The organism is Anaeromyxobacter terrae (assembly GCF_022690685.1).
Lineage (GTDB): Bacteria > Myxococcota > Myxococcia > Myxococcales > Anaeromyxobacteraceae > Anaeromyxobacter > Anaeromyxobacter terrae.
On the sequence record NZ_JALCYY010000006.1, the window covers coordinates 111711 to 136666 of the forward strand.

A 24956-nucleotide genomic window follows, 5' to 3' on the forward strand; every position below is an offset into this window, starting at 1 on the left:
AGATGACGACGCACACGACCGGCACACGTGAGGAGTGGCTCGCTGCACGGCTCGAGCTGCTCGAGGCGGAGAAGGAGCTGACACGGCGCAGCGACGAGCTGGCGCGGCGGCGGCAGGAGCTGCCGTGGGTTCGGATCGACAAGGAGTATCGATTCGAGACCGACGAGGGGAGCGCCTCGCTGGCGGACCTCTTCCGGGGGCGCTCGCAGCTCCTCGTCTACCACTTCATGTTCGGCCCCGACTACACGGCGGGGTGTCCGTCCTGCTCGGCGATCGCGGACGGGTTCGACGGTTCCGTCGTCCACCTGGCCCACCACGACGTCACGCTCTCGGCGGTGTCGCGGGCGCCTCTCGCGAAGCTGCAGGCGTACAAGCGACGGATGGGGTGGAAGTTTCCCTGGGCGTCCTCGTTCGGAGGGGACTTCAACCTCGACTTCAACGTCCAGTTCACCGCGAGGCAACAGCGCGAGGGGGGCATCGAATACAACTACCGGCGCGAGGCGGCCGCGTTTCAGCGGAGCGCGCTCGGCCGGGACGGTGGCGGCGAGGGGGCCGTCGGCGAGATCGCGGCCATGACCGGAACCGACGTGGCCACGTACACCCGCGAGCGGCCGGGCATGAGCGCGTTCGTGCTCGAGGACGGCGTCGTCTACCACGCCTATTCCGCCTATTCGCGCGGGATCGACGGCCTGTGGGGCATGTACCAGTGGCTCGACCGCGCGCCCGGGGGGCGCAACGAGACGGACGTCTGGTGGCGCCGCCACGACGAGTACTGAGCGAAGTCGTGGGGGTCAGTGGCGCAACTGCGGGACTGGAGATCTCACCCATGGTTTCCGAGCGAGCCTCGCGGCAAGCCTTCCTCGGCGTCTCGGCCCTGCTCTTCGCCGTCAGCGCGGCGGTGACGATCGTCTGGTGCCGGTCCATGTCGGCGATGGGCGGGATGCCGATGCCCGGCGGCTGGACGATGTCGATGGCGTGGATGCGGATGCCCGGACAGACGTGGCCCGGCGCCGCGGCGTCGTTCCTCGGCATGTGGGTCGTGATGATGGTGGCGATGATGCTGCCGTCCCTGGTCCCGATGCTGGGGCGCTACCGCGAGGCAGCCGCTGGCAGGACGGGCGAGACGCACCTCGGTCGGCTGACCGCGCTCGTGGGCGTGGGTTACTTCCTGGTGTGGACGGTGTTCGGAATGGCGGCCTTTCCGCTGGGGATCGCGCTGGCGGCGGCCGAGATGATGGAGCCGGCGCTGGCGCACGGCGTACCGATCGCGGTCGGCGTGGTCGTCGTCATCGCCGGCTCCCTCCAGTTCACCGCATGGAAGGCGCGTCACCTTGCCTGCTGCCGGGAGGCACCCGGGCGCGGCCGCACGCTGCCGGCCGACGCCGCCACGGCCTGGCGGCACGGCCTGCGCCTCGGTCTCCACTGCAGCTACTGCTGCGCCGGTCCGATGGCGATCCTCCTGGTCATGGGGGTCATGGACCTTCGCGCGATGGCACTCGTGACGGCAGCCATCACCGTGGAGCGTCTCGCACCGGCCGGCGAGCGCGTCGCGCGAGCCATCGGGGCCGCCGTCGTCGGGGCGGGGCTGCTCATGATCGCGCGAGCAGCCGGGCTCGGATGACGCATCCGAGGTGCTCGCCGTCCGGTGGGGGTGTCAGCTTTCCCGCCCCGGCCCGTCTGAAGACTCGGGTCTGGCGGTGCAGCGAGCGCGCTGCTCCGTGGGGCCCCGCCCACCACGGGCGTCACCAACCCCACGAAGAAGGATGACGACAATGCGCAATCCGAACGAGAAGCCCCTCCGCCCCGTGCCCGCGCCGACGGCGCTCGGGGACGCCTTGCTGAGCAAGGTGTCCGGGGCCAGCAAGCACCCCGTCTATCCCATGCCCCCCGGCCAGTTCCCTGGCGAGGGCAACGGCTGGCTCCCCGGAAACGGCGAACGCTCGCGCTGATCCAGGGCCGCTGGGGCTCCGGTCCTGGCTGAGTCGATCCGGCCGCGCCACGCCTCGCGCTTCCCCCCTCGGCCCGGCCGCGCCTGCACGGTTCGGCCGGGCCGAGTGCGACCTTGCGCACGCGGCCGGCCACGCAACTACAGCAGGCCGATCTGCCGCAGGAAGCCGACCTGGTCGTAGAAGAGCTTCTCCTCGACGATCTCGCCGTCCTTCCAGCGCGCGACGGTGCAGAACTCCAGCTCGAACGACTTGCCGGTGGGGGGATGCACCTTGCCGCTCAGATCCTTCCACGGCCCGATCATCTTCCCCTTCCACTTCGCGATCGTGCAGGTCCAGTCGCCCGACGCGAGCATCACCTTGTAGGGATCGTTCTCGAGCTGGTTCTCGATCGACTTGAAGAATGCCGCCGACTCGGCCTGGTGTGCGTCGCGGCCGCGCGTCGGGTCGGGCTGGCCCGGCCAGAACACCTGCGTGTCCGCCGAGTGGCGCTTCCTGAAGACCTCCCAGTCCTGGCTGTTCCAGGCATCGTCGAGCGTCTTCATCCGCTGCAGGTTGTCCTCGGCCATGGTCTCGCCTCCGACGTGAACGCCTCGTCCGCGCAGGCCCAGGCCCATCCCGTCCTGCCCGTCGTGCGAGGCGCGATAACCGTACGCACCGTCCGCGGAGCGCGCGGGCGAATCGAAGCGGGTCGCGAGTGGTCGTCACGCCGCTCGTTCGCGTGGACGCTGGCCTCGGGGTTCCCTCGTTCGCCGCGCCACGGCCATCCCTGCCACGTGCCTGACGTCGTCAGGGAGGACTGACGCGGTGCTGGCGCAGCCCGCCGTGCTCAAGTTTCCGTCCGATTCACACGGGAACGGTGCCACGTCATTCCCTGACTCGACCCGGCGAGCGGGGCCCCGCCGAGGGGCCGCTCGACACGGCCTGTGGCCTCACACGCGGTCGGCCGCCCCGTGGAACGGAGTGAGGAATACATGGCACACGCGCCCGGCGTCAGCGAGTTGCTCGCCCCCCTCGACGGTCTGCTCCCGGACCTGGAGAAGGTCTACACCGACCTCCACGCGCACCCGGAGCTCTCGATGCAGGAGACCCGCACGGCGGGGATCGCGGCGGAGCGGCTGCGCGCCGCCGGGTGCGACGTCACGACGGGGATCGGGAAGACCGGCGTCGTCGGCGTGCTGCGGAACGGCGACGGTCCCACCGTCATGCTGCGCGCGGACATGGATGCACTGCCGGTCAAGGAGCTGACGGGGTTGCCCTACGCCAGCGCGGTCACGTCGGTGGACAAGGACGGCAAGACCGTTCCGGTCATGCATGCCTGCGGGCACGACATGCACGTCGCGTGGCTGGCCGGCGCGGCGGCGCTGTTCGGCCGTACCCGCGGGGCCTGGCGGGGGACGCTGCTCGCCGTGTTCCAGCCCGCGGAGGAGATCGCCACGGGCGCCCAGGCGATGATCGACGACGGGCTCTTCACCCGCTTCCCGAAGCCGGATGTCGTGCTCGGGCAGCACGTCATGGTCGGCTCCGCCGGCGTCCTCGGCTGGCGCGCCGGCGTCATGACCTCCGCCGGCGACAGCCTGCAGATCCGGCTCTTCGGCCGTGGCGCCCACGGGTCGATGCCTCAGGCGAGCATCGACCCGGTGGTGATGGCCGCGGCGACCGTGCTCCGCCTGCAGACGATCGTCTCCCGCGAGGTCGCGGCGACCGAGGCCGCGGTCGTGACGGTGGGGGCGCTGCAGGCCGGCACGAAGGAGAACGTCATCCCCGACGAGGCCCTCATCAAGCTCAACGTCCGCACCTTCGACGAGGGCGTCCGCGCTCGCGTGCTCGCCGCCATCGAGCGGATCGCGAAGGCTGAAGCGGCGGCGTCGGGTGCGCCCAAGCCGCCCGAGCTCACGCCGCTCGACCGCTACGTCTCCGTCCGGAACGACCCGGAGGCGACGCGCCGCGTGGTCGCCTCGTTCCAGCGGAGCTTCCCCGCCGAGCGCGTGCGGGAGGTGGAGCCGACGTCGGCGAGCGAGGACTTCGGCTGCTTCGGCGCGGAGTGGCACGTGCCCTCGGTGTTCTGGTTCGTGGGTGGCACCGATCCCGAGGCGTACCGGCAGGCCCGGGACGCGGGCCGCATGGGCGACCTGCCGACCAACCACAACCCGCGCTTCGCGCCGGTCCTGCACCCGACCCTGCGCACCGGCGTGGAGGCAGCCGTCGCCGCGGCGACGGCCTGGCTCGCGCCATGACCGTCACCCGCTTCGCGGTCGACCTCGGCGTGCTCCCCGTGGCGCTCGACCTCGGCGGCACGTTCGTGTTCGCGCTCAGCGGCGCGGCCGCGGGCGTGAAGCACCGGCTCGACGTCTTCGGGGCCCTCGTGCTGGCCCTCGTGGCCGCGAGCTCGGGCGGGATGGTTCGCGACGTGCTCATCGGCGCCGTGCCGCCGGCGGCGCTCGTCGACTGGCGATACCTCGCGGTCTCGCTGCTCGCAGGCGCGGTGGTGCTCCTCTGGCACTCCGCGGTGGAGCGCCTGCGGAACCCGGTGCAGCTCTTCGACGCGGTCGGCCTGGCCCTGTTCGCGGTCTCCGGCGCTCACAAGGCACTCGCCTTCCACGTCGGCCCGCTCCCCGCCGCGCTGCTCGGCATGCTGAGCGGGATCGGCGGCGGCATCGTGCGCGACCTGCTGGTCGCCGAGGTTCCCACCGTGCTGCGCGCCGAGATCTACGCCGTCGCCGCCCTCGCCGGCGCGGCCGTGGTGGTCCTCGGGAGCGCGCTCGGAGTGCCATCCTCGCTGGCCACGGCCGCCGGCGCGCTCCTCTGCTTCGGGCTCCGCTTCATGGCCCTCCGGCGCGGCTGGCGGCTGCCCGTCGCCGGCGAGCAAGAGCCGTCGGCCGACGCCGCCAAGACACGCTGGAGAGCGTGACGCCGGGTGGCGGTCGAGGGCTGGGATCTCGCGGCGCCTGATCGCTCGAGAGTTCCGGAGCTCATCTGGGCGAAGAGGACGAGCCCCCATGAGCAAGACACGACGATGGCTGTCTCCGGCCACTTCAAGCCGGGGCTCATCAGCCGCGAACCGCGAGTCCGAGCTCGCGAAGGAGGCGCCCGAGACGCGACGCCGGAAGAAGCGATCATGAGCGCGCGAGCGCCGATCTCACGGCCGCCTCGATGAGCAATCGCGGGGGCACGCCCGCGAGGCCGTACAGCCGTCAACCCAGGCCGACGTTCGTCGGCGGTTGCGGATCGATATCGCGGCCGTTCACGCGGATGGTCGGCGACCCTGGGAAGGAGAACCGCGCGGCGTCCTCCGCGGTCGCGACCAAGGTCGTCTCGATCTCCGTCCCCGGCGCGCTATGCCGGACGACGTCCGCCACCAGCTCGAGCGCTCGCTCTCCGTGCCCGCAGGCGGGGCTCATCAGGACCTGGACCTTCATCGACGGTGAAGCGTACCACTCTCAACGGGAGTCGCCGGCGTGTTCATGGTTCCGCGGTCTCGGTGAGGGCCAACAGAGCGGCGAGAGTGTGGGCGAGCGCGTCGCCGAACCAGCCGGCAATCTCGCGGTCAGGCACGCGTCGCTCGAGGGGGTCCCGGCGCGACAGCGCGACAGGCGCCGAGCGACGCGCCATGCGCTCGGCCGCGAAGATGGCACATCGTGAAGTTTTCCTGCACGGGCCATCCGCGATCGACCTCTTTCGAGACCGCCGGGCCGCGCGTAGGTTCTCGTCCGACCATGACGAACGTCCTCATCCTCGGCGCCAACGGGCAGCTCGCGCGCAAGGCGATGCTCGCGACCGGCGTCGCGCGCCTCGTCTTCATCAGCTCGATGGGGATCTACGGCGAGGTTCCGGGCGAGCGTTCCCGCAGCGTGCTCGACCCGTACCGCGACTCGGCCGCAGTCATCGAAGCCTCGGACCTCGACTACACGATCCTGCGGCCGGGCTGGTTCACGCGGGACGACGCGAGATCTCTTACCAGATCACACAGAAGGGGCAGCCGTTCGTGGGCCACGACGTGTCGCTGAACGGCCTCTCGCTCCTGATCGTGAAGCTGGCGCTCACGCCGGGGATGGAGAGCCGCCACAGCATCGGCGTGAGCCGAGGTTGAACGAAGCACGGAGAAGGAGGACGCGATGCAGAAGCGCAAGCTGGGAAGGAGCGGACTCGAGGTCTCGGCCATCGGCCTCGGCTGTATGGGGATGAGCTTCGCCTACGGAACCCCACCGGACAGGAAGGAGATGATCGCGCTCCTCCGGGCCGCGGTCGATCGTGGCGTCACGTTCTTCGACACGGCGGAGGCGTACGGGCCGTTCACGAACGAGGAGCTGGTCGGCGAGGCGCTCGCGCCCGTCCGCGACCGAGTCGTCATCGCGACGAAGTTCGGGATGAAGCTCGGGACGATCGGAGTGGACAGCCGGCCCGAGCACATCCGCGAGGTCGCCGAGGCGTCGCTCCGGAGGCTCGAGGTCGGCGCCATCGACCTCCTCTACCAGCACCGCGTCGATCCGGACGTTCCCATCGAGGATGTCGCGGGCACGGTGAAGGAGCTGATCCGCGAAGGCAAGGTGAAGCACTTCGGCATGTCGGAGGCGGGCGTGAAGACCATCCGCCGCGCGCACGCCGTGCAGCCGGTCACGGCGGTCCAGAGCGAGTACTCGCTGTGGTGGCGGAAGCCCGAGGAGGAGCTGCTCCCCACGCTCGAGGAGCTCGGCATCGGGTTCGTCCCGTTCAGCCCGCTCGGCAAGGGTTTCCTGACCGGGAAGATCGACGAGAAGACCACCTTCGAGAAGAGCGATTTCCGCAACATCGTGCCCCGCTTCTCCCCGGAGGCACGCAAGGCGAACCAGGCGCTGGTCGACCTCCTCGGGGACATCGCGACGCGCAAGGACGCGACGCCCGCGCAGATCGCGCTCGCGTGGCTGCTCGCGCAGAAGCCCTGGATCGTGCCCATCCCGGGGACGACCAAGCTGCGCCGCCTCGAGGAGAACCTCGGCGCCGCCGAGGTCGAGCTCACGCAGGACGACCTCCGCGCCATCGACGAAGCCGCATCGAACATTCGCGTGGAGGGCGCCCGGTACCCGGAGGAGCTCGAGAAGAGGACGGGGCTCTAGCCGCCCGTGTTCGGAGGAGGTTCGAAGCACATGCGGGCGGTGACGCTCGACGCCGGAGTCGTTCCAACAGAGATGGCCGAGGAGAGATCATCATGAGAGGAGCAGTCATCCACGGACCGCGCGACGTGCGCTTCGAGGAGCGCCCGACGCCAAAGATCGAGAAGCCGACCGACGCCGTCATCCGCATCTCCGCGGCGTGCGTGTGCGGGTCCGACCTGTGGCCCTACCGCGGCGCCAACCCCATCACCCAGCCCACGCCGATGGGGCACGAGTACTGCGGCTTCGTCGAGGAGGTCGGCCGAGAGGTCACCGGCGTGAAGCCGGGCCAGTTCGTGATCGGCTCGTTCTTCGCCTCCGACGGCACCTGCCCTCATTGTCATGCCGGGTATCACTCGTCGTGCCAGCACCGCGAGCTCGTCGGTGGTGCGCAGGCGCCCTTCCTGCGGGTGCCGCTCGCGGATGGCACGCTGGTCCCGACCCGGGAAACTCCCTCCGCCGACCTCGTCCCGAGCCTGCTCACGCTCTCGGACGTGATGGGCACCGGCTGGTTCGCGGCGGAGGCCGCCAACGTGAAGCCCGGCATGACCGTGGTGGTCGTCGGCGACGGCGCGGTCGGCCTCCTCGCCGTCCTCTCCGCACGGCAGAAGGGCGCCGAGCGCGTCATCGCGATGAGCCGTCACCCCTCGCGGCAGAAGCTCGCTCGCGAGTTCGGAGCGACCGACATCGTGACCGAGCGTGGCGACGAGGCAGTGGCCCGCGTCCGGGAGCTGACCCGCGGGGTCGGCGCCGATGCGGTGCTGGAGTGCGTCGGCACGCAGGAGGCGATGCAGGCGGCGATCCGGTCCACCCGCCCGGGTGGAACGGTCGGCTACGTCGGTGTTCCCCACGGCGTCGAGCTCGACGCGCAGGCCCTGTTCTTCGGGCACGTCCGCCTCTTCGGTGGCCCTGCCCCCGTGCGCCACTACCTCCCCGACCTGATCGACCTCGTCTGGAACGGCAGGATCAACCCGGGGAAGGTGTTCGACCTCATGCTCCCACTCGACCAGGTGGCGGAGGGCTACCGCGCGATGGACGAGCGCCGCGCGATCAAGGCGCTCCTGCGCCCGTAGCGCGTGCTCACGGCGCGACCCGAACGCTTCTGACCCCAGGAACGTCCCGGGCCGCCAGCAGCGCCGACACGAGGACCGGAAACATGAAACCGACCACGAATCGTCCAGTTGCCCATCTGACGGAGGCGGCCGTCCGCAATCACGAACAGCTCTTTCCCGGGTACGAGTCCAAGTTGAAGGAGACGGACCCGGAGCTGATCGAGATCTTCGACAACTTCGCGTTCGACGAGGTTCTCCGTCACGGGAACCTGGACCCGAAGACGAGGGTCATGGTCATCCTGGCGTCGACGATCGCGAGCCGGGCTTTGAGCGAGTACAGGGTGATGCTCGGCGGCGCGCTGAACGTGGGCGTCACCCCGGTCGAGGCCAAGGAGATCCTGTACCAGGCCGTCCCCTACGTCGGCCTCGCCAAGGTCCTCGACTTCATCCACACGACCAACGAGGTGCTGCGGGCCAGGGGCGTGGAGCTGCCGCTGGAGCCTCAGTCCACGACGACGCGAGAGACCCGGCGCGCGAGGGGGCTGGCGCTCCAGAAGGAGATCTTCGGGGATCGAATCGACGAGATGCACGAGGCCGCGCCCGCCAATCAGCGCCACATCAAGGAGCTCCTCTCGGCGAACTGCTTCGGCGATTACTGGACCCGGAGCGGCCTCGATACGAGGACGCGGGAGCTCCTGACGTTTTCCATGCTGGCGTCTCTCGGCGGCGCCGAGCCTCAGCTCAAGGGGCACGTCCAGGGCAACGTCAACGTCGGGAACGACAAGGAGAAGCTCATCGCGGTCGTGACGCAGCTTCTTCCGTACATCGGCTATCCGCGGGCGCTGAGCGCCCTGACTTGCGTGAACGACGTCATCCCTGAAGGCCAGCCCTAGCGCCCGACGGCGTTCACTCCTTTCATGCGGCCGCTGCGTTGCATGATCGCTTTCATGCTCGCCCTCTGACCGCCGATGAGCCGCAGCGCCCGTCGTCGCGGAAGATGCCCGGACGGCCTAGCAGCGCCGCGTCGATTTCAGCCCAAGCTCATCCATCCTCACTGCTCTTCCTTCGTCGACGCTCCCGAGGTCGTCGACGCGCTCTCCGCGCTCGAGGTGTCCGTGCGGTGCATCCCGCTCCAGCAAGAGCGGCGCCCGGCGAAGTGCCTGTTCCCCGGCAGAGATACCGATCGGTGGGCCATCTTCGCCAAAGCGTACTGACAGACTCTAGGCGTGCCCACCAGGCATGCCGGCTTCCTCGGCTCCTGCGGAGCCGACAGCTACCACCTTCACGCTCGTGGCGGCCCTGGCGATGAGCGCCGCCACGGCCTTGGGTTGCGACATGTAGATCGCGTGGGACCCCTTCTCCTCGATCGTCGTCGCTCCGGCACGCTTGGCCATGATTCGCTGCGCAGGGGGCGGGATCATCCGGTCCTCGGTGGTGACCAGGTACCAGCTCGGCACCCCGCACGGGCGTCACAATCCGAACTCTCGGCGGCCGCGGTGAGGAGAGTCGGTACCCGCGACGTCGGTGACGGACTTCGAACGCTTTCGATGGAGCGCGGCGAGCCGGCCCGCTATCCACCGCATCCTGAGCTCGCCTCGTCCCACCGGCGGCGCGAGGCTTGGCGCCCTGCCGAACCGCTCCCCGGAGACCGAGGGCGGCGAATGGTTCGATCTGTTCTTCGATCTCGTGTTCGCCGTCGCCATCGTTCTCTGGGCGGAGCAGGTCGGCGACCATCCGACCGTGGGCGCATACGCGAGGGGGGTCGCGGAGCTCGTTCCGATCTGGTGGCTGTGGCTCGGCCAGACGCTGTTCGCAGCCCGCTTCCCGGTCGATCGGCCGATGGAACGTCTCCTGGCCCTCGCCGTGGTCGTGGCGGTCGGCGTCATGTCGACCGAGCTGGTCGCGGACCCCACGCGGTCGTTGCGCTTTCCGCTCGGCTTCGTGGCGGCGCGGGCGGCGCTCCTCGCGCTGTACGCGAGCGTCCGCGGCGTTTCCTCCGATGCGCGAAGGATCGCCGACGCGTACCTGGTTGGATTCGGAGCGGGCGCGGGGCTCTGGGCGGTGTCCGCTTTGCTCCCCGCCTCGCAGCGAGGCGCGGCGTGGGCTCTCGGGCTCGCCATTGACTTCTCCGTGCCCTGGCTGGCTCGGCCACGCCTCCAGCGGATGCCGCTCGATGACCGGTACGTCCGGTCGCGCGTCGGAGCGTTCACGAGCCTGCTGCTATACGTCTCGATCGAGAGCCTCGTCCGTGGACTCACCGAGACGGGATGGAGCGCCTGGACGAGCGTTGTCGCGCTGCTGTCCTTCGCGCTCGTGGTCACGTCCTGGTGGATCTACGCGGCGCGCGTCAACAGGCAGGACATGCGTTCGGTGTTCGGCTCGAGCGCGTTGCCGTACCTGTACTCGCATCTCGCGATCGTGCTCGGGGTCGGGACGCTCAGCGTCGGCGTCCGGGTCGCGGTCGAGGCCGGTGGGCCAGGCGGCCAGGCGGCCCGCGGCGTCGGCTTCGTGGCGGCGGGGCTGTCGCTCTGGATCACCGGGCTCGTCCTCGTTCGCGCAGTCGTGCTCCGGCATCGAGATCGCTGGTGGCACTGGCCGTTCCTCGCGGCAGGGGTGTTCTTCCCCTCGCTGGCGGCCGTCGGGGCGACGCGCCGCCCGATCGCCACGCTCGGCGCATATGTGGGCGTGCTCTTCGCGTTGCTCACCCTGGAGCTTCGCCATGGCCGCGCACACGCGCGCGCGCCGCACCGGCTCTGATCACCGGGCCGCCCGGCCGGACGGCTCAGCTGCGTCGTGCGGTATGCCGCTTGCCGTTTCCGCGAACGCGCGGCCCCGGGTATGCACGGCGCCGACTTGGCGATCGGTTCTGACCGAGCGCCAAGTCGGGCGGACAGGCACGCCGCGCGCGCGACGCGGTGGTCTCATTCCCGCGCAATCCATTCACGTATGAACGGCGGACAATTGCGCAGCTCGAGACCCTGACGCTCCGCGAATTTCAGAAAACGAACGACTTCGACGTCCACGAGCGTCACCTCGGCGAGATCCAGCACGATCGCCCCGCGCGCCCCGATCTCCTTCGTCACATGATCGATATGCTCCGAGGTGATTCGCCCACTCAGGCGCAGAGTGACGACGATCCCGTTCGTAGTCGTGTCGATCCGCATCGTCATCCCGCCGAGCACGTGATGCAGCGGACGTGCCCGGCGTGGGCTCGGAGACGGCCGACGGGCTGGCAGGTGAGTCGGCGCGTGCTTGGGAGACCCGAAAGGCGTTTCGCGACGTCCCGGCGCGTCGTTTAGCTCTCCGTCGTAGACACGAGAACGCCTTCATCTCTTCGAGGGGCCCCCATGAGCGTGCCCGCCGCACCGATTCCGTTTGCCGGCTCCGAGTTGCCCGGCAGGTCGCGTCACGTTTGTGCGTTCTTCCGCAGCGACGACGAGCAGTACCGCGTGTTGCTTCCCTTCATCAAAGACGGGTTCGCGTGTGGCGACAAGGCGGTCCACGTCGTCAACCCGGCTCGACGGGCGGATCACGTGCGACGGCTCGACGCTGCGGGCATCGACTCGACGGCTGCGCAGCGCACCGGACAGCTGGAGCTCCGGAGCAACGCCGACACCTACCTGCGCGACGGCCGCTTCGATCAGGATCGCATGCTCGAGGCGTTCGAGCAGCTCGCGAGCGGCACCGCCAAAGGTGGATTCCCGCTGAGTCGCATCGTGTGCCAGATGGACTGGGCGACGGAGAGTCGATCGCATCTGGCCGCGCTCGTCGAGTTCGAGTCACGTGTGAATGACGTGTGGTCCCGACACGACGACGCGGTGATCTGCGTGTACGATCTCGCGAAGTTCGCAGGCGTCACCGTGCTCGACATGGTGCGGACGCATCCCCTGGTCATCATCGGGGGCATCCTCCAGCAGAACCCGTTCTTCGTGCCGCCGGAGGAGTTCCTGCGCGAGCATCGCGAGTATCGCGAAGGGCGCGACTGAGCGTTGGCCGCGCTGGACGACACGCCGAGATGGAACAGGTGATCGAGAGCAGACTGCTGCAGGCCTGCATAAACGATCTCGTCAGCGTCCTGGCCCTCCCCGCGATGTGGACCGGCCAGGACCCGGCACAGGTCGTCGGCACGCTCCTGGACGCGGTCGTGGGGATGCTGGGCCTGGATTTCGCGTGCGCGTGGCTCAAGCTGGAGGCGAGCGCGCCGTACCTCTTGACGGTGCGGCTCGGAGAGTCGCGAGGCTCGGGGGGCGTGGAGCGGCAGGTCGCGAGGACGTTCGATCGCTGGGTCGCGGACGAGCCGAGCCGGTGGCCGTCGACGGTGCCGAACCCCTTCGGCGGGGGCGACGTCGCGATCATGGCGCTGAGGCTTGGGCTCGCGGACGACCTCGGCGTCATGGTGGCGGCCTCGGCTCGCTCCGGATTTCCTCGTGACACCGAGCGGCTCCTGCTGAGCGTCGCAGCGAACGAGGCGGTGGTCGGGGTCCACGAGGCTCGGCTCCTCGGCGAGCAGAAGCGCATCGCGAAGGAGCTCGATGCGAGGGTCGCCGAGCGGACGAAGGAGCTCGCGGCCGCCAACGAGGAGCTGCGGCGCATCACCGACGCAGTCCCGCAGGCGATCATCGTGCTCGCGCCGGACGGACGCGTCGTGTACGTGAACGCATTCGTGCTCGCCTACGCGGGGTTGAGCGTCGTGGCCGGGAACGCCGAGGCCGCGCGCGAGCGGATCTTCCATCCCGACGATCGCGAGCGGGTCCTGAACGAACGCGAGGCGGGCCTCTCGCGTGGCGAGCCGTTCGAGTCGGAGCTGCGCGCGCGCCGCAAGGACGGGCAGTACCGCTGGTTCCTCATGCGGTACCAGCCCCTCCGCAGCGAGAGCGGAGAGATCCTGCGGTGGTACGCGACGGCGACCGACATCGAGGATCGTCGACGGGCGGAGGAGAGGGTTCGCAACGAGAACCTCGCCCTCCGCGACGAGATCGACCGCTCGTCCATGTTCGAGGAGATCGTCGGCTCGTCCGAGGGGCTCCGCCGCGTGCTCGCGAAGGTGGCGAAGGTCGCGCCGACGGACTCGACCGTCCTCATCGTCGGCGAGACGGGGACGGGGAAGGAGCTCGTGGCGCGCGCCATCCACAAGCGCTCCAGCCGCGCGAGCCGGGCGTTCATCCGCGTCAACTGCGCGGCGATCCCGCCGTCCCTGGTCGCCTCCGAGCTGTTCGGACACGAGAAGGGCGCCTTCACCGGGGCGCTGCAGCGGCGCGTCGGGCGGTTCGAGGCCGCGGACGGTGGGACGATCTTCCTGGACGAGATCGGCGATCTGCAGCCCGAGACGCAGGTGGCGCTGCTGCGCGTGCTCCAGGAGCGGGAGTTCGAGCGCATCGGCAGCAATCGCCCCGTCTCCGTCGACGTGCGCGTCTTGGCCGCGACGTACCGCGATCTGGGCGCCGCGGTGAAGGCGGGCACTTTCCGCGAGGATCTCTTCTATCGGCTGAACGTTTTCCCGGTCGAGATCCCTCCGCTGCGCGAGCGGCGGGAGGACATCCTCCTGCTGGTTCGGTACATGATCGACCGCTACGCCAAGAAGGCGGGCAAGACGATCAAGAGCATCGACGAGGACACGCTCGAGATGTTTCGGGCCTACGCGTGGCCCGGAAACGTGCGCGAGCTCCAGAACGTCGTCGAGCGGGCGGTCATCCTCAGCGACCGTGACACGTTCTTCGTGGACGAGTCGTGGTTCAAGCGCGAGGCGAGCCACGGACCTGGGCCGGCCGCCTCTCTCACCGGCGCGCTCGCCGCCAGCGAGAAGGAGCTCATCGAGGGAGCCCTGGCGTCGTGCAAGGGACGTGTCTCGGGCCCCGGCGGAGCCGCTGCGAAGCTGGGAATTCCACGGCAGACCCTGGACTCCAAGATCAGGGCCCTGCACATCGACAAGTACAAGTTCAGGACGTCCTGAAGCGCTCGCAGCCGCCCGAGGTTTGCGACGGCGGCGCCATGGAAACGAACGCGCCTGCGCGCGCACCATGCGCCCGTGCCCAGACGGCGGGCCCTCGGGCCGGCGCGCCGGAGCTCCGGCTCACCTCGCGCCCACGTCCAGCACGGCGTTCGCGAACGCCTCGGGAGCTTCCTGGGGCACGTTGTGACCGATGCCCTCGAGGATCCGGTGCGAATGCCTCCCCACATACATCCTGGCGTACGCTGCCCCGTCCGCGGCCGCGCCGTCGAAGTCGCTGGCGATGGTGATGGTCGGGACTGTGATGACGGGTCGTGCGAACAGTTTCCGCTCCAGCTCGTCGTAGCGTGCCTCGCCCTTCGCGAGGCTCAGCCGCCAGCGGTAGTTGTGGATGACGATGGCGACGTGATCCGGGTTGTCGAAGGCGGCGGCCGTGCGATCGTACGTGGCGTCGTCGAAGGCCCACCTCGGCGAGGCGTTCCTCCAGATTAGCTTGTTGAAGTCGCGCCGGTACCGCTCGTACCCGGCTCGGCCGCGCTCCGTGACGAAGTAATACTGGTACCACCACCCCAGCTCGGCGGCCGGCGGCAAGGGCTCGAGGTTCGCGTCGAGGCTCGTGATGAGGTACCCGCTGACGGCGACGAGCGCCCTGCAGCGTTCCGGCCAGAGCGCCGCGACGATGTCGGCCGTGCGCGCCCCCCAGTCGAAGCCGGCGAGGATCGCCGTCCTGATCTCGAGCGCATCCATGAGCGCGATCACGTCGAGCGCGACCGCCGACTGCTGGCCGTTCCGGAACGTCTCGCTCGAGCGGAAGCGGGTCGTCCCGTAGCCGCGCAGGAACGGGACGATCACGCGGTGTCCCGCCGACGCCAGCAGCGGGGCCACGTCGACGTAGCTGTGAATGTCGTAAGGCCACCCGTGCAGGAGGATGACCGCGGGACCGTCGCGGGGACCGGCTTCGGCATACCCGACGTTCAGCACCCCCGCGTCGATCTGCTTGAGTGGCCCGAACGACCTGCGCGCACCGGCCGTGCGCGGGGTCGGATCGCCGGCACCTGCGTCCGCAGAGGCGAGCCCCCCGAGCCGGGCGGCGACGATCGTCATCGCGGCACCGCGGAGCAGCCGGCGCCGGGAGTGGTCGACCTCGCTGGCCATGTCGTCCTCTGTGGCGAGGAGGGCGCGCGCTAGCCGGGTCGAGTGTGGACCCCGCGCCCGTCCGCTCGTGTCGAGGCGTCTCCTCACTGCCCGCCGGCTTCGCTGCACCTCGCGAGCCAGCCACGCGCCGCCGCCCGCGGCGCGTTCGTGCGCCGGGCAGGCGCCGGCACCCGCGCGCTTGCCGTCTCGCCACCGACCGCGTGCGCCCTCCGTCCCGGCGTGACGAAGGATCGGCAACCGCCGAATTCTCGGCGTGCCGCGGTCCTCCGACCCTCGGCGCGTCGTGCCAGTGCCGACGCGAGGCGAGCTCCGACGTCTCGCCGGCGGGCACGCAGCTTGCTTTTCCCGCGGCGGGCGGCGGGCGCGTCCATCGCGGGCCGAGCGTCGACGCACCTTCCGGCGCCGCCGCGTCGCCTGGCGCTCCGGACGCCGAGACCGACCGGATGAGGTGTAAACCCCCATGACTGCGCACGACCTGGTGCTCGGCGTCGTGATCGCGAGCGCGAGCGGCGTCTTGATCGATTCCTCGCCCAAGGAGACAGCCGCCCCGCAGCAGACCGCGTCCGGAGCGGTCGCGCTGCCCGTCGAAGGCGACCTGCCTTCCTTCGGGGGCGCGACGCTGTGGCTCAACTCGCAGCCATTGACCGCTGATGGTCTCCGCGGAAAGGTCGTCCTCGTCGAGTTCTGGACGTACACGTGCATCAACTGGCTTCGCCAGCTCCCGTACGTTCGCGCCTGGGCCGAGAAGTACAAGGACAGCGGGCTGGTCGTCATCGGCGTGCACACGCCCGAGTTCGCCTTCGAGAAGAACGTCGACAACGTTCGCCGAGCGGCGAAGGACATGCGGGTGGACTTCCCGATCGCGGTCGACAGCGACGGCACCGTCTGGCGCGCCTTCGGGAACGAGGCCTGGCCGGCCCTCTACTTCGTCGACGCGCGGGGGCACGTCCGTCACCGGCACTTCGGCGAGGGTGACTACGAGCGGTCGGAGACGATCATCCAGCAGTTGCTGGCCGAGGCTGGGAACGGCGGCGTCGGCCGTGAGCTGGTCTCGGTGGCTGGGCGCGGCGCGGAAGCCGCCGCCGACTGGGCCAGCTTGCGGTCTCCCGAGACGTACGTCCGCCAGCGGCGTATCGAGCGCTTCGCGTCGCCCGGCGGGTCGGCACCGGGCAAGCGCCACACCTACGTGGCTCCGGCGCGGCTCGCGCTCAACGAGTGGGCGCTCGCCGGCGCGTGGACGCTCGGGGACCACGCCGCCGTGCTGAACGAGGCCACCGGGCGCATCGTGTACCGCTTTCACGCGCGCGACCTCCATCTGATCATGGGTCCGGCGGCGCGAGGGACCTCCGCGCGGTTCCGCGTGCTCATCGACGGGCGTCCGCCCGGCGCCGCTCACGGAACGGACGTCGACGAGCAGGGGAACGGGACGGTGACCGAGCAGCGGCTGTACCAGCTCGTCCGCCAGCCCGCTCCGATCGCCGATCGCCAGTTCGAGATCGAGTTCCTCGATGCCGGCGTCGAGGCCTTCGCCTTCACGTTCGGCTGACGCACACGCGTGAAGGAGCCCGCTCATGCGCTCGGACATCGTGCCCGGAGGCACCTTTCCCGACTACGAGAGCAGAACGAGCGGCCAGGTCGGAAACCGGCGCCGCTGAGGAGGAGGACCGATGACCGCCGAACCCACAGCCGCTGCGGCCCGCCACGGGCCGGAGCTCGCCGGCCAGATCGTGGTCGTCATCGGCGGCGGCGCGGGGATCGGGCTCGAGACCGCCCGGCGCGCGCGAGCGGAGGGAGCCGATGTGATCCTCACCGCGCGCGATCCGGATCGCCTGCGACGCGCCGGCCTCGAGCTCGGGGCGCGCACCGCCGCCTTCGACGCCACCGACTTCGAACGACTCGGGCGGTTCTTCGCCGAGCTCCCCGCGACGATCGACCACGTGCTGGTCACGGGCCCGGGTCCCTACTACGCGCCGCTGCGGGAGCTCGACGTCGCCAAGGCGCGCCGCGACGTGGAGGCCCATCTCCTGCTGCCGGTGCAGGTGGCGCGGCACGCCGCGGGCAAGGTTCGCCCCGGAGGGACCCTGCTCTTCATGGGCGGCACCGGCGGCCGCCGCACGGCGGTGGGACTCGCGTTCATCTCGGCGCTCACGGCCGCGCTTCCCGCCCTGACGAAGAACCTCGCGCTCGAGCTCGCGCCCGTCCGCGTCAACCTGATCGCGGCCGGGTTCGTCGACACTCCACTGTCGGCGGCGATCCTCGGTGACCAGCTGGACGCCCGGCGCGAGCAGCTCCGCGCGACCCTCCCGATCCGGCGCGTCGTCGGCCCGGCCGACGTCGCCGCGCTCGCAGTTCACCTGATGACGAACACGGCGGTGACCGGCGCGACCTTCGACATCGACGGCGGCGAGCAGCTCGTCGCCGGCTAGGTCTCCTACGCGACAGCCGCGTCGACAATGGAAGGTCCGCGAGGATTGCGGACGCGTTCGCCGTCTCGGCGTGCTGGAGGATCGGCGCTGACTTCTCGGCGTTCCTCTGCGCGGGGACACCAGAACGCTCGAGAGGCGCCGACGCCTGATCGCTTCGTTGCGTGCCGCGTTTCGACGCGGCCGAGGAATCCGAGATCCGGCGTCACGCCCGGCGGGCATGCCGCTTGCTGCGGGCAACGTTCGGATCGCCTTCCTCCCGCCAGGAGAACGTCATGTCGGTGCTGCATTCGGTGATTGGAAGCATCGTAGCTGCCACTTCGTTGGTCGCCGCCGCCATGGCGCAGCATGGCGGCGACACATCGATCCGGCCGTTCAAGTTTCACGCGTCCGATGAAGCGCTCGCGGATCTGCATCGGCGGATCGTCGCCACGAAGTGGCCCTCCCGGGAATTGGTCGCGGATGCATCGCAAGGCGTGCAGCTCGCGACGATGCGCGAGCTCGCGCAGTATTGGCAGACAAAATATGACTGGCGCAAGTTCGAGGCGAGGCTGAACGCCCTGCCCCAGTTCGTGACGACGATCGATGGGGAGGACATTCACTTCATCCACGTCCGTTCGAAACATCCGGGCGCGTTGCCGATCATCGTCACGCACGGATGGCCCGGCTCGATCGTCGAGCAGTTGAAGATCGTCGATCCGCTGATCAACCCGACGGCACACGGCGGGAGCGCATCGGACGCCTTCGACGTCGTGATCCCGTCATTGCCGGGACATGGTTTTTCCGGGAAGCCCACGACTCTCGGCTGGGACCCCGTTCGCATCGCACGCGCCTGGGTCGTGCTGATGAAGCGCCTCGGCTACACGCGATACGTGGCCCAGGGCGGCGACTGGGGCAATGCAGTGACGGAGCAGATGGCCCTGCAGGCCCCTCCGGAACTGGCCGGCATTCACACCAACATGCCCGCCACCATCCCCGAGGACATCGCCAAGGCGCTCGCGTCCGGTGGCGCGCCACCGTCCGGCCTTTCGGCCGACGAGAAGTATGCGTACGATCAGCTCGACTTCTTCTACAAGCACGGCCTGGCCTATGCCCAGGAGATGGGGAGCCGCCCCCAGACACTGTACGGGATCGAGGACTCACCGGTCGGCCTCGCGGCCTGGATGCTCGACCACGACGCGCGCAGTTACGCGCTCATCTCACGCGTCTTCGCCGGTCAGCCCGAGGGCCTTTCCCGAGACGACGTCCTCGACAACGTCACGCTCTACTGGCTGACGAACACGGCGGTCTCTTCGGCGCGCCTCTATTGGGAGAGCAAGCTCGCCTTCTTCGCCCCGAAAGGCGTGGCCATACCCGTCGCCGTGAGCGCCTTTCCTGACGAGATCTACACGGCACCGCGGAGCTGGACGGAGAGAGCCTACCCCAAGCTCATTCATTACAACCGGCTCCCCAAAGGCGGGCACTTCGCGGCGTGGGAGCAACCGGAGGTCCTCGCCGCGGAGCTCCGCGCGGCGTTCAGGTCCCTTCGTCGGCCCGCCGAAGCCGCGTCCCCCCCGGCCACACGATGACGAGTGTCCGGCAGATCCGGCGATGCTCGGCGTGGGCATCCCGCTTGCTGTCCGGAGCTCACTTCGCAGCATGTCGACGGCTGGCACTCGGCGGCCGGGAAGAGGGGGCGGCGTATGGACATGGGGCACAACGGGCCGCTGGCGGCCGCGGCGTGGGGGGCAGTGGCGGGAGTGCGGACGTTCACCGCCCCGGCGTTCGTGAGCCTTGCGTTGTCGAGGCGGAAAGGTCAGCCGGCGCGAGCGAGCGTCGAGCGCACGCTCGGTAGAAAGGAGGCGCCGTGGCTCCTCGGGGCGCTAGCGGTTTTGAGCTGGCAGCCGATCAATGGCCTCGATTGCCGGACCGGATCGCGCCGACCTCGCTCCTCGGGCGCGTGCTCTCGGGCGCCCTCGTCGGTAGCGCCGTCGGGCGCGGCCGCGTGAGGCGCGGCCACGTCGCCATCGCGGCAACGACCGCCGCCGGATCCGCGTTCGTGACCTTCTGGCTCAGGCGCGCCGCCAACCGACGGCTGCCCAACTCGGTCACCGGACTCGTCGAGGACGCACTCGTCCTCGGCGCGGGCGCCGCCCTCGCCGCGAGCGCGCGAAGGACATCGTCGGAGTATCTGGTCGCCATGACCACTCACGTTCCGGACGGCACGTCCCCAGTGGCGGTCAGCGAGGTCCGCGGCCGCGAGGCCGCGCGGTCGCGCGAGCTCGCGGCGCAGGGGCACCTGCTGCGGCTGTGGCGCCCGCCGCTGCAACCAGGCGAATGGCGCACGTTCGGGCTGTTCGTCGCCGACGACGACGGCGGCCTCGAAAAGGTCCTGGGATCCATGCCGCTGCGCGTGTGGCGCACCGACGAGGTCACCGTGCTCTCGCCCCACCCGAACGACCCTGGCGCCTGCCGGAACCCGAAGGGAATCGGCGCGGAGTTCCTGACCACCTTCAGCCGCGCGATCCCGCAAGGCACGTCCAGTCAGGCCGTCGCTGAAGCCCTGGCGCGCGAGGCAGCACGCACCCGCCAACTGGCCGAGCAAGGACACCTCGTACGGCTTTGGGCGCTCCCCGGCCAGGGGCGCGCGCTCGGCTTGTGGCGCGCGCAGGACCGGGCCGAGATGCAGGCGATCGTCGAATCACTTCCTCTGCACGCAATGATGACCACCGAGATCACCCCGCTCACCCAGCACCCGGGCGACCCGGCGACCACCGACGGCTGACGTACGACCCACGGGAAGAGCGGGTGCGATCATCACCGGATGATCGATCCCGCGGCCGTAAGCTACAGCGCGGTCGAGCCGCTCGATCCGGGAGAGGTCGTCGCCAAGAACACCGGTCGGCGTGTGTCGCGGCGGCCGTACCGCAGCTCATTCCGAGGCGGGCTCGAGCAGGACCTCGTGGACGACGCGCGTCGACGGCTTCGCCCCCACCTCCACGCAGGCGGTGGCTACGACGCCGGTGCACGCGTCGGCGGCGACCAGGTCGCACCGGACCTGCCATGTGGATGCCGCCAGCCGCATGCATTCGTCGACCGCACTCTTCACGGTCTTCTTCACCTCCGCGGAGCAGGTCTCCATCGAGCAGTCCTCCCACATCGGGTCGGGGCAGCTCGGCGGATCCGTGCTGCAACCCTTCTTGCGGAGGCACGCGATCGCACGGGCCGAGGGCGCGGAGAGGTCCTCGATGCAGGGTGCATCCCGCGCCAACGCGACGCAATGCGCGACGAGCACCTCCATCTCGGTCGAGAGATAGACCATCCCGCGCTCGACCGGCCACGCCGCTTCGTCGGGATCGCGCTCGAGCGGCTCGACGACCTTCATGAGCACCTCGGAGGAGACCTCGTCGCCCGGGTCCTCCTCCACTCTGGCAACATCCGCGGACCGCGCGATCGCGAGCACGTCCCCCACCTCGCCGCCGCCGCTTCCCATCTGGCTCCAGCCGTAGGTGCAAGCGTGGAGCGGTCGGTCGCAACCCGGGGCGGGAGGGATGGGCCCGCACGTGCCAGCGGCGGGCACCGGCAGCGCGACGCCCATCAGCCCGAGGTTGAAGTAGGCGCTCCGCCGGAGCGACGCGTCGTCGTGCTCGGCCCAGGGCCCCGCGAGCCGGACGGCGCGGAGGGTCTCCGCGACGGCCTCCTTCTTCCGGCCGAGGCGGTGCCAGCACAGCCCCAGATCCCCGGCGAGCCGCGCGTCGCCGGGCGCGAGCTTCGCGGCCTGCGCGAACTCCTCGCACGCCTCGGCGTACCGCTTCGCCCGGTACGCGGCGGTCGCGCTCACGCGGAGCGCTTCGACGCCGTCGGCCGGCGCCGCTGCGCCAGCGAGGAGCATTGCCACGGAGATCGTGCCGATCACGGACGCGAAGTGTACCCGAGTACGTGGAGGCGGGGAGGCATCGCGCGGCTCCCTCTGACGTCGCGAAGATCGAGCTACCGCCAGCGCCTCTCGATCCGCGACCCGGTCGCCGTCGCTCGAGCGAAGGTCCTCGCGGCGGGCGCCTTCAACGTCGCTCTCGCAGTGGTGATCGGTGAGCGGTTCCGTCGACGGCTCTCCACGACCACCCGCACCTGCCGGACGTGCACCACCGCCATGGCCACTGACGGCGCGCCCGCGCTCAGCGGCTCGTCTCGGCACCTTGCGGTTGCGCGGAGGCCTGCACGCCCGGATCGACCCGTCAGGGTCTCGCACCTGGATGATTCACTTGCTAGATCCGAGACACAGTTGAGCGCGAGCAAAACGAAACGTGAAAGTTCTGCCGCCCGCCCCGAGGCGCGCTGGATGCTGCTGATCCACCAGATCCCGCCGACACCCGCCTATCTACGGGTCAAGATCGGCCGGCATCTGGCCCGCATCGGGGCAGTCGCCATCAAGAACTCGGTCTACGCCCTGCCCTACGACGACGAGACGCAGGAGGACTTCCAGTGGGTCCTCCGCGAGGTCGTGAAGGGCGGCGGAGACGCGTCGATCGTCGAGGCCCGGTTCATCGAAGGCCTCTCCGACATGCAGGTCATCGAGCTGTTCCAGACAGAGCGCGAGGCCGACTTCCGCCACCTCGCGGGGCAGGCGCGCGCCGTCGCCGCAGCTTTCCCGCACCGAGGCGTGGTTCCTGACGACCGCCGCGCCGATCTCGCAAGGCAGGTTGCCCGCCTGCGCCAGCGCGCGACCGAGCTCGCCACGATCGACTTCTTCGGAGCACCCGGACGCGAGGTCGTCGATGGCCTGCTGTCCGGAATGGAGGCACGCATGAGGCCAGTCGAGGGGACGGAGCCGGCGAAGGCGTCGCTGGCTCGCGAGCAGTACCAAGGTCGCACCTGGGTCACGCGCACTGGGATCAAGGTGGACCGGATGGCGAGCGCGTGGCTCATCCGGAAGTTCATCGATCCGGAGGCACGCTTCAAGTTCGTCCCGGCGAAGGGGTATCGCCCGGAAGAGGGCGAGCTTCGCTTCGACATGTTCGAATCGGAGTTCACTCACGAGGGCGAGCTGTGCACGTTCGAGGTGCTCGTGCAGCGGTTCGGCCTCACCGATCCCGCCCTCCGCGCCATCGCCGAGATCGTCCACGACATCGACGTGAAGGACGCGAAGTACGGCCGCGAGGAGGCGCCGGGCATCGGCCAGCTCGTCGCGGGCATCGCAGCTGCGCACGCCGACGACGAGCAACGCCTCGCGCGCGGCGCGGCGCTGTTCGACGACCTGTACGCCGTGCACGGCGCCACGAGGCACTGATCGCTCGACCCGCGCTGAAGGAGAACGCCGAGTCATGAGCGAAACGAAGAAGTCCGCCGGGGTCGCGCCTGCGTTCGCGGGGCGCCACGAGCCCCGGCCGCTCCCCTTTGATCCCTCGAAGCTCCGCGGCCTCTCCGAGCGGCTCATCCGCTCTCACTGGGAGAACAACTACTGCGGTGCGGTGAAGGCGCTGAACGTCGTGGAGCAGCGTCTCGCTGCCATGCTCGACGATCCCGTCCTGCCGCCGTACGTGTACGGCGATCTCAAGCGCGAGGAGCTGCTCCGGACCGGCTCGGTCGGCCTGCACGAGCTCTACTTCGCGAACCTCGGCGGCGATGGCGAGGCGGACGACGCGATCCACCGCGTCCTGTCGCGCGCGTTCGGCACCTTCTCCACGTGGGAAGCCGAATTCCGCCGGACCGCGAATGCGCTCGCCGGCGGCTCGGGCTGGGCCGTCCTCGCCCTCGGCCCCGAGGGCGACCTCCACAACTACTGGGCATGGGATCACACGAGCGGGGCGCCCGGGAGCCGTCCGCTGCTGGTCCTCGACATGTACGAGCATGCCTACCACCTCGACTACGGGGCGGCCGCGGCGCGGTACGTCGACGCGTTCATGCAGAACGTCGACTGGGAAGAGGTGAGCCGCCGACTGGCGGACGCCACGGCGTCGGTGGGGACTCGATACGAAACGTGGGACCAAACTTCGACGCCTGGGTGACGAGAAGCGAGCCGGGTCGAGCATCACACGAACCGCCCTCGGCTCTCGGCGGGAGATCGGCGTGGACGACGGGTTGTCAAACCGCGCGGAGGCGGAGCCCGCGGGAGTCCAGCAGCAGGTCTCGATGTCCGAGATCTTCTGGTACTTCCTCAAGCTCGGCTGGCTCGCGTTCGGCGGCCCCGTCGGCCAGATCGGCCTCATGCACCTCCAGCTGGTGGAGCGTCGGAAGTGGATCAGCGAGGACGAGTTCGTACGCGCGCTGAATTTCTGCCACCTCCTGCCCGGACCGGAGGCGCTGCAGCTCGTCATCTACGTCGGCTACAAGAAGGCGGGCTACTGGGCCGGCATCCTCGCGGGCGTGCTCTTCATCCTGCCCGGCTACATCACGCTCACCACGCTCGCCTGGATCTACGTCCACTATGGAAAGACGCCCCAGGTGCTGGGCGTGCTCTGGGGCTTCCGTCCGGTCGGACTGGCCCTGCTCCTCGCCGCGCTCGTCCGGATCTCGCGCGCCGCCTTGAAGGGCGTCTTCCCCGCGATGCTCGCGTTCGCGGCGTTCGTCGCGTTCTACTTCGGGCGGCTACCGTTCCTGCTCGTGCTCTTCGGGTGCGGCCTCACCTTCATCGCGTGGCGGCGGATGGGGCCGGGCTCGCGAGTCGCGACGGCCGCCGCCTCCTTGCTCGTCGCGGCGCGCGCGGAGGCGGCCGAGTCGATGGCGAGCCGCCTCTTCGACATCTCGTGGTTCTTCTTCAAGGTGGGGCTCTTCTCCTTCGGCGGCGCCTACGCGGTGCTGCCCTACATCCGCGAAGGGGCGGTCGCGACGTACGGGTGGATCAGCGACCGGCAGATGATCGACGCGCTGGCGCTCGGGGAGACGACGCCGGGCCCGCTGATCTCGATCGGCATCTTCGTCGGGTTCCTCGCTGGGAACGGGGCGCGCGTCCCATGGCTGGGCGCCACTGCGTCGACGTTCTGGCTCTTCCTGCCGTCTTTCCTCTTCATGTTGCCCGCCGCTCGCCACATGAACTGGCTGACGTCGCGCCCCGGCCTGAAGGAGTTCCTGCGCGGCGTCACCTCCGGGGTCGTAGGCCTCATCTTCTCCATCTCGATCCCGCTCGCGAAGGTGGCGTTCATGCCGGGCGGCTCGATCGACTGGATCACGGTCGCTCTCGGCCTGGCAGCGTTCGCGGTGCTCACCTTCTGGAAGTGGCGGCTGAACGTCGTCGCCGTCGTGCTGGCAGGGGGAGCGCTCGGCCTTCTCCGCGCGTTCGCTCCAGGCCTCTTCGGAGGAGCGCTCTCGTGAGGGACGCGTCCAGCCGG

24 protein-coding genes are annotated in these 24956 nt (G+C 69.9%); 18 read left to right on the forward strand and 6 right to left on the reverse strand.

The window, feature by feature from the left end:
* Positions 1-2: 2 nt before the first annotated feature.
* Positions 3-776, forward strand: coding sequence for a DUF899 domain-containing protein (locus MNY62_RS04320; RefSeq protein ID WP_242342870.1), 774 nt, complete (start codon positions 3-5; stop codon positions 774-776).
* Entirely contained in the window at positions 752-1621 is an 870-nt protein-coding gene (locus MNY62_RS04325; RefSeq protein ID WP_242342871.1) for a DUF2182 domain-containing protein, read from the forward strand. The genes MNY62_RS04320 and MNY62_RS04325 overlap by 25 nt, the downstream gene beginning before the upstream one ends.
* Before the next feature lie 465 nt (positions 1622-2086).
* On the opposite strand, the gene MNY62_RS04330 is transcribed toward MNY62_RS04325, so the two are convergent.
* Positions 2087-2515, reverse strand: a complete 429-nt coding sequence (locus MNY62_RS04330; RefSeq protein WP_242342872.1) for an ester cyclase — start codon at positions 2513-2515, stop codon at positions 2087-2089.
* Between the two features lie 405 nt (positions 2516-2920).
* Between MNY62_RS04330 and MNY62_RS04335 the strand changes: the two genes are divergently transcribed.
* Together MNY62_RS04335 and MNY62_RS04340 are read left to right on the forward strand one after the other, a co-directional pair.
* On the forward strand, positions 2921-4183 hold the full coding sequence (locus tag MNY62_RS04335) for an amidohydrolase (RefSeq protein ID WP_242342873.1): 1263 nt from the start codon (positions 2921-2923) through the stop codon (positions 4181-4183).
* Positions 4180-4857, forward strand: a complete 678-nt coding sequence (locus MNY62_RS04340) for a trimeric intracellular cation channel family protein (protein WP_242342874.1) — start codon at positions 4180-4182, stop codon at positions 4855-4857. Before MNY62_RS04335 ends, MNY62_RS04340 begins: the two co-directional genes overlap by 4 nt.
* A gap of 205 nt (positions 4858-5062) precedes the next feature.
* Here MNY62_RS04340 and MNY62_RS04345 read toward each other — a convergent pair whose 3' ends face one another.
* Positions 5063-5365 (reverse strand): DF family (seleno)protein, encoded by a 303-nt coding sequence (locus MNY62_RS04345; RefSeq protein WP_456298373.1) that lies wholly within the window; start codon positions 5363-5365, stop codon positions 5063-5065.
* A gap of 297 nt (positions 5366-5662) precedes the next feature.
* On the opposite strand from MNY62_RS04345, the gene MNY62_RS04350 reads away from it, so the two are divergent.
* The 4 genes from MNY62_RS04350 (at position 5663) to MNY62_RS04365 (ending at position 9020) form a co-directional block, all read left to right on the forward strand.
* Entirely contained in the window at positions 5663-5953 is a 291-nt protein-coding gene (locus tag MNY62_RS04350) for an NAD(P)H-binding protein (RefSeq protein WP_242342876.1), read from the forward strand.
* Between the two features lie 108 nt (positions 5954-6061).
* Positions 6062-7039: an aldo/keto reductase gene (locus MNY62_RS04355; RefSeq protein WP_242342877.1), complete on the forward strand. Its 978-nt coding sequence runs from the start codon at positions 6062-6064 to the stop codon at positions 7037-7039.
* A gap of 92 nt (positions 7040-7131) precedes the next feature.
* Complete coding sequence (locus MNY62_RS04360; RefSeq protein ID WP_242342878.1) at positions 7132-8148, forward strand: zinc-dependent alcohol dehydrogenase family protein; 1017 nt, start codon at positions 7132-7134, stop codon at positions 8146-8148.
* Positions 8149-8231: 83 nt separating this feature from the next.
* Positions 8232-9020 carry a carboxymuconolactone decarboxylase family protein gene (locus MNY62_RS04365; protein WP_242342879.1) on the forward strand — a complete coding sequence of 263 codons (789 nt, stop codon included), beginning with the start codon at positions 8232-8234 and terminating at the stop codon, positions 9018-9020.
* A 327-nt stretch (positions 9021-9347) separates the two neighbouring features.
* Here MNY62_RS04365 and MNY62_RS04370 read toward each other — a convergent pair whose 3' ends face one another.
* Entirely contained in the window at positions 9348-9584 is a 237-nt protein-coding gene (locus MNY62_RS04370; RefSeq protein ID WP_332842102.1) for an alpha/beta fold hydrolase, read from the reverse strand.
* A gap of 67 nt (positions 9585-9651) precedes the next feature.
* On the opposite strand from MNY62_RS04370, the gene MNY62_RS04375 reads away from it, so the two are divergent.
* Entirely contained in the window at positions 9652-10884 is a 1233-nt protein-coding gene (locus MNY62_RS04375) for a low temperature requirement protein A (protein ID WP_242342881.1), read from the forward strand.
* Between the two features lie 164 nt (positions 10885-11048).
* On the opposite strand, the gene MNY62_RS04380 is transcribed toward MNY62_RS04375, so the two are convergent.
* A complete protein-coding gene (locus tag MNY62_RS04380; RefSeq protein WP_242342882.1) occupies positions 11049-11297 on the reverse strand; it encodes an STAS domain-containing protein in 249 nt (82 codons plus the stop codon).
* Between the two features lie 177 nt (positions 11298-11474).
* On the opposite strand from MNY62_RS04380, the gene MNY62_RS04385 reads away from it, so the two are divergent.
* A complete protein-coding gene (locus tag MNY62_RS04385; RefSeq protein WP_242342883.1) occupies positions 11475-12113 on the forward strand; it encodes an MEDS domain-containing protein in 639 nt (212 codons plus the stop codon).
* A 38-nt stretch (positions 12114-12151) separates the two neighbouring features.
* Positions 12152-14077 carry a sigma-54 interaction domain-containing protein gene (locus tag MNY62_RS04390; protein ID WP_242342884.1) on the forward strand — a complete coding sequence of 642 codons (1926 nt, stop codon included), beginning with the start codon at positions 12152-12154 and terminating at the stop codon, positions 14075-14077.
* A 120-nt stretch (positions 14078-14197) separates the two neighbouring features.
* Here the strand turns inward: MNY62_RS04390 and MNY62_RS04395 are convergent, their stop codons facing one another.
* Positions 14198-15229, reverse strand: a complete 1032-nt coding sequence (locus MNY62_RS04395; protein ID WP_242342885.1) for an alpha/beta fold hydrolase — start codon at positions 15227-15229, stop codon at positions 14198-14200.
* A 460-nt stretch (positions 15230-15689) separates the two neighbouring features.
* Between MNY62_RS04395 and MNY62_RS04400 the strand changes: the two genes are divergently transcribed.
* The 4 genes from MNY62_RS04400 to MNY62_RS04415 all read left to right on the forward strand — a co-directional run bounded on the left by MNY62_RS04400 (position 15690) and on the right by MNY62_RS04415 (position 20416).
* On the forward strand, positions 15690-16775 hold the full coding sequence (locus tag MNY62_RS04400) for a redoxin domain-containing protein (RefSeq protein ID WP_242342886.1): 1086 nt from the start codon (positions 15690-15692) through the stop codon (positions 16773-16775).
* A 121-nt stretch (positions 16776-16896) separates the two neighbouring features.
* Positions 16897-17655 carry an SDR family oxidoreductase gene (locus tag MNY62_RS04405; RefSeq protein WP_242342887.1) on the forward strand — a complete coding sequence of 253 codons (759 nt, stop codon included), beginning with the start codon at positions 16897-16899 and terminating at the stop codon, positions 17653-17655.
* Between the two features lie 161 nt (positions 17656-17816).
* A complete protein-coding gene (locus MNY62_RS04410; protein WP_242342888.1) occupies positions 17817-19220 on the forward strand; it encodes an epoxide hydrolase family protein in 1404 nt (467 codons plus the stop codon).
* A gap of 332 nt (positions 19221-19552) precedes the next feature.
* Positions 19553-20416, forward strand: coding sequence for a muconolactone Delta-isomerase family protein (locus MNY62_RS04415; RefSeq protein ID WP_242342889.1), 864 nt, complete (start codon positions 19553-19555; stop codon positions 20414-20416).
* A gap of 147 nt (positions 20417-20563) precedes the next feature.
* Here MNY62_RS04415 and MNY62_RS04420 read toward each other — a convergent pair whose 3' ends face one another.
* A complete protein-coding gene (locus MNY62_RS04420; RefSeq protein WP_242342890.1) occupies positions 20564-21547 on the reverse strand; it encodes a tetratricopeptide repeat protein in 984 nt (327 codons plus the stop codon).
* Between the two features lie 234 nt (positions 21548-21781).
* Here MNY62_RS04420 and MNY62_RS04425 point away from each other — a divergent pair, with 234 nt between their 5' ends.
* The 3 genes from MNY62_RS04425 (at position 21782) to chrA (ending at position 24939) form a co-directional block, all read left to right on the forward strand.
* Complete coding sequence (locus tag MNY62_RS04425) at positions 21782-22918, forward strand: chromate resistance protein ChrB domain-containing protein (protein ID WP_242342891.1); 1137 nt, start codon at positions 21782-21784, stop codon at positions 22916-22918.
* 34 nt (positions 22919-22952) lie between these two features.
* Positions 22953-23636: a superoxide dismutase gene (locus MNY62_RS04430; protein ID WP_242342892.1), complete on the forward strand. Its 684-nt coding sequence runs from the start codon at positions 22953-22955 to the stop codon at positions 23634-23636.
* A 73-nt stretch (positions 23637-23709) separates the two neighbouring features.
* Positions 23710-24939 carry a chromate efflux transporter gene (gene chrA, locus MNY62_RS04435; RefSeq protein WP_242342893.1) on the forward strand — a complete coding sequence of 410 codons (1230 nt, stop codon included), beginning with the start codon at positions 23710-23712 and terminating at the stop codon, positions 24937-24939.
* The last annotated feature ends 17 nt before the right edge of the window (positions 24940-24956 follow it).

Excerpts from the sequence above, each read along its gene's own strand:
- MNY62_RS04360 (WP_242342878.1), top strand. The coding sequence starts at position 7,132 with ATGAGAGGAGCAGTCATCCACGGACCGCGCGACGTGCGCTTCGAGGAG.
- MNY62_RS04405 (WP_242342887.1), top strand. The coding sequence starts at position 16,897 with ATGACCGCCGAACCCACAGCCGCTGCGGCCCGCCACGGGCCGGAGCTC.
- MNY62_RS04330 (WP_242342872.1), bottom strand. The coding sequence starts at position 2,515 with ATGGCCGAGGACAACCTGCAGCGGATGAAGACGCTCGACGATGCCTGG.
- MNY62_RS04340 (WP_242342874.1), top strand. The coding sequence starts at position 4,180 with ATGACCGTCACCCGCTTCGCGGTCGACCTCGGCGTGCTCCCCGTGGCG.
- MNY62_RS04430 (WP_242342892.1), top strand. The coding sequence starts at position 22,953 with ATGAGCGAAACGAAGAAGTCCGCCGGGGTCGCGCCTGCGTTCGCGGGG.
- MNY62_RS04425 (WP_242342891.1), top strand. The coding sequence starts at position 21,782 with ATGGCCACTGACGGCGCGCCCGCGCTCAGCGGCTCGTCTCGGCACCTT.
- MNY62_RS04335 (WP_242342873.1), top strand. The coding sequence starts at position 2,921 with ATGGCACACGCGCCCGGCGTCAGCGAGTTGCTCGCCCCCCTCGACGGT.
- MNY62_RS04385 (WP_242342883.1), top strand. The coding sequence starts at position 11,475 with ATGAGCGTGCCCGCCGCACCGATTCCGTTTGCCGGCTCCGAGTTGCCC.
- MNY62_RS04355 (WP_242342877.1), top strand. The coding sequence starts at position 6,062 with ATGCAGAAGCGCAAGCTGGGAAGGAGCGGACTCGAGGTCTCGGCCATC.
- MNY62_RS04365 (WP_242342879.1), top strand. The coding sequence starts at position 8,232 with ATGAAACCGACCACGAATCGTCCAGTTGCCCATCTGACGGAGGCGGCC.
- MNY62_RS04320 (WP_242342870.1), top strand. The coding sequence starts at position 3 with ATGACGACGCACACGACCGGCACACGTGAGGAGTGGCTCGCTGCACGG.
- MNY62_RS04395 (WP_242342885.1), bottom strand. The coding sequence starts at position 15,229 with ATGGCCAGCGAGGTCGACCACTCCCGGCGCCGGCTGCTCCGCGGTGCC.
- MNY62_RS04350 (WP_242342876.1), top strand. The coding sequence starts at position 5,663 with ATGACGAACGTCCTCATCCTCGGCGCCAACGGGCAGCTCGCGCGCAAG.
- MNY62_RS04400 (WP_242342886.1), top strand. The coding sequence starts at position 15,690 with ATGACTGCGCACGACCTGGTGCTCGGCGTCGTGATCGCGAGCGCGAGC.
- MNY62_RS04380 (WP_242342882.1), bottom strand. The coding sequence starts at position 11,297 with ATGACGATGCGGATCGACACGACTACGAACGGGATCGTCGTCACTCTG.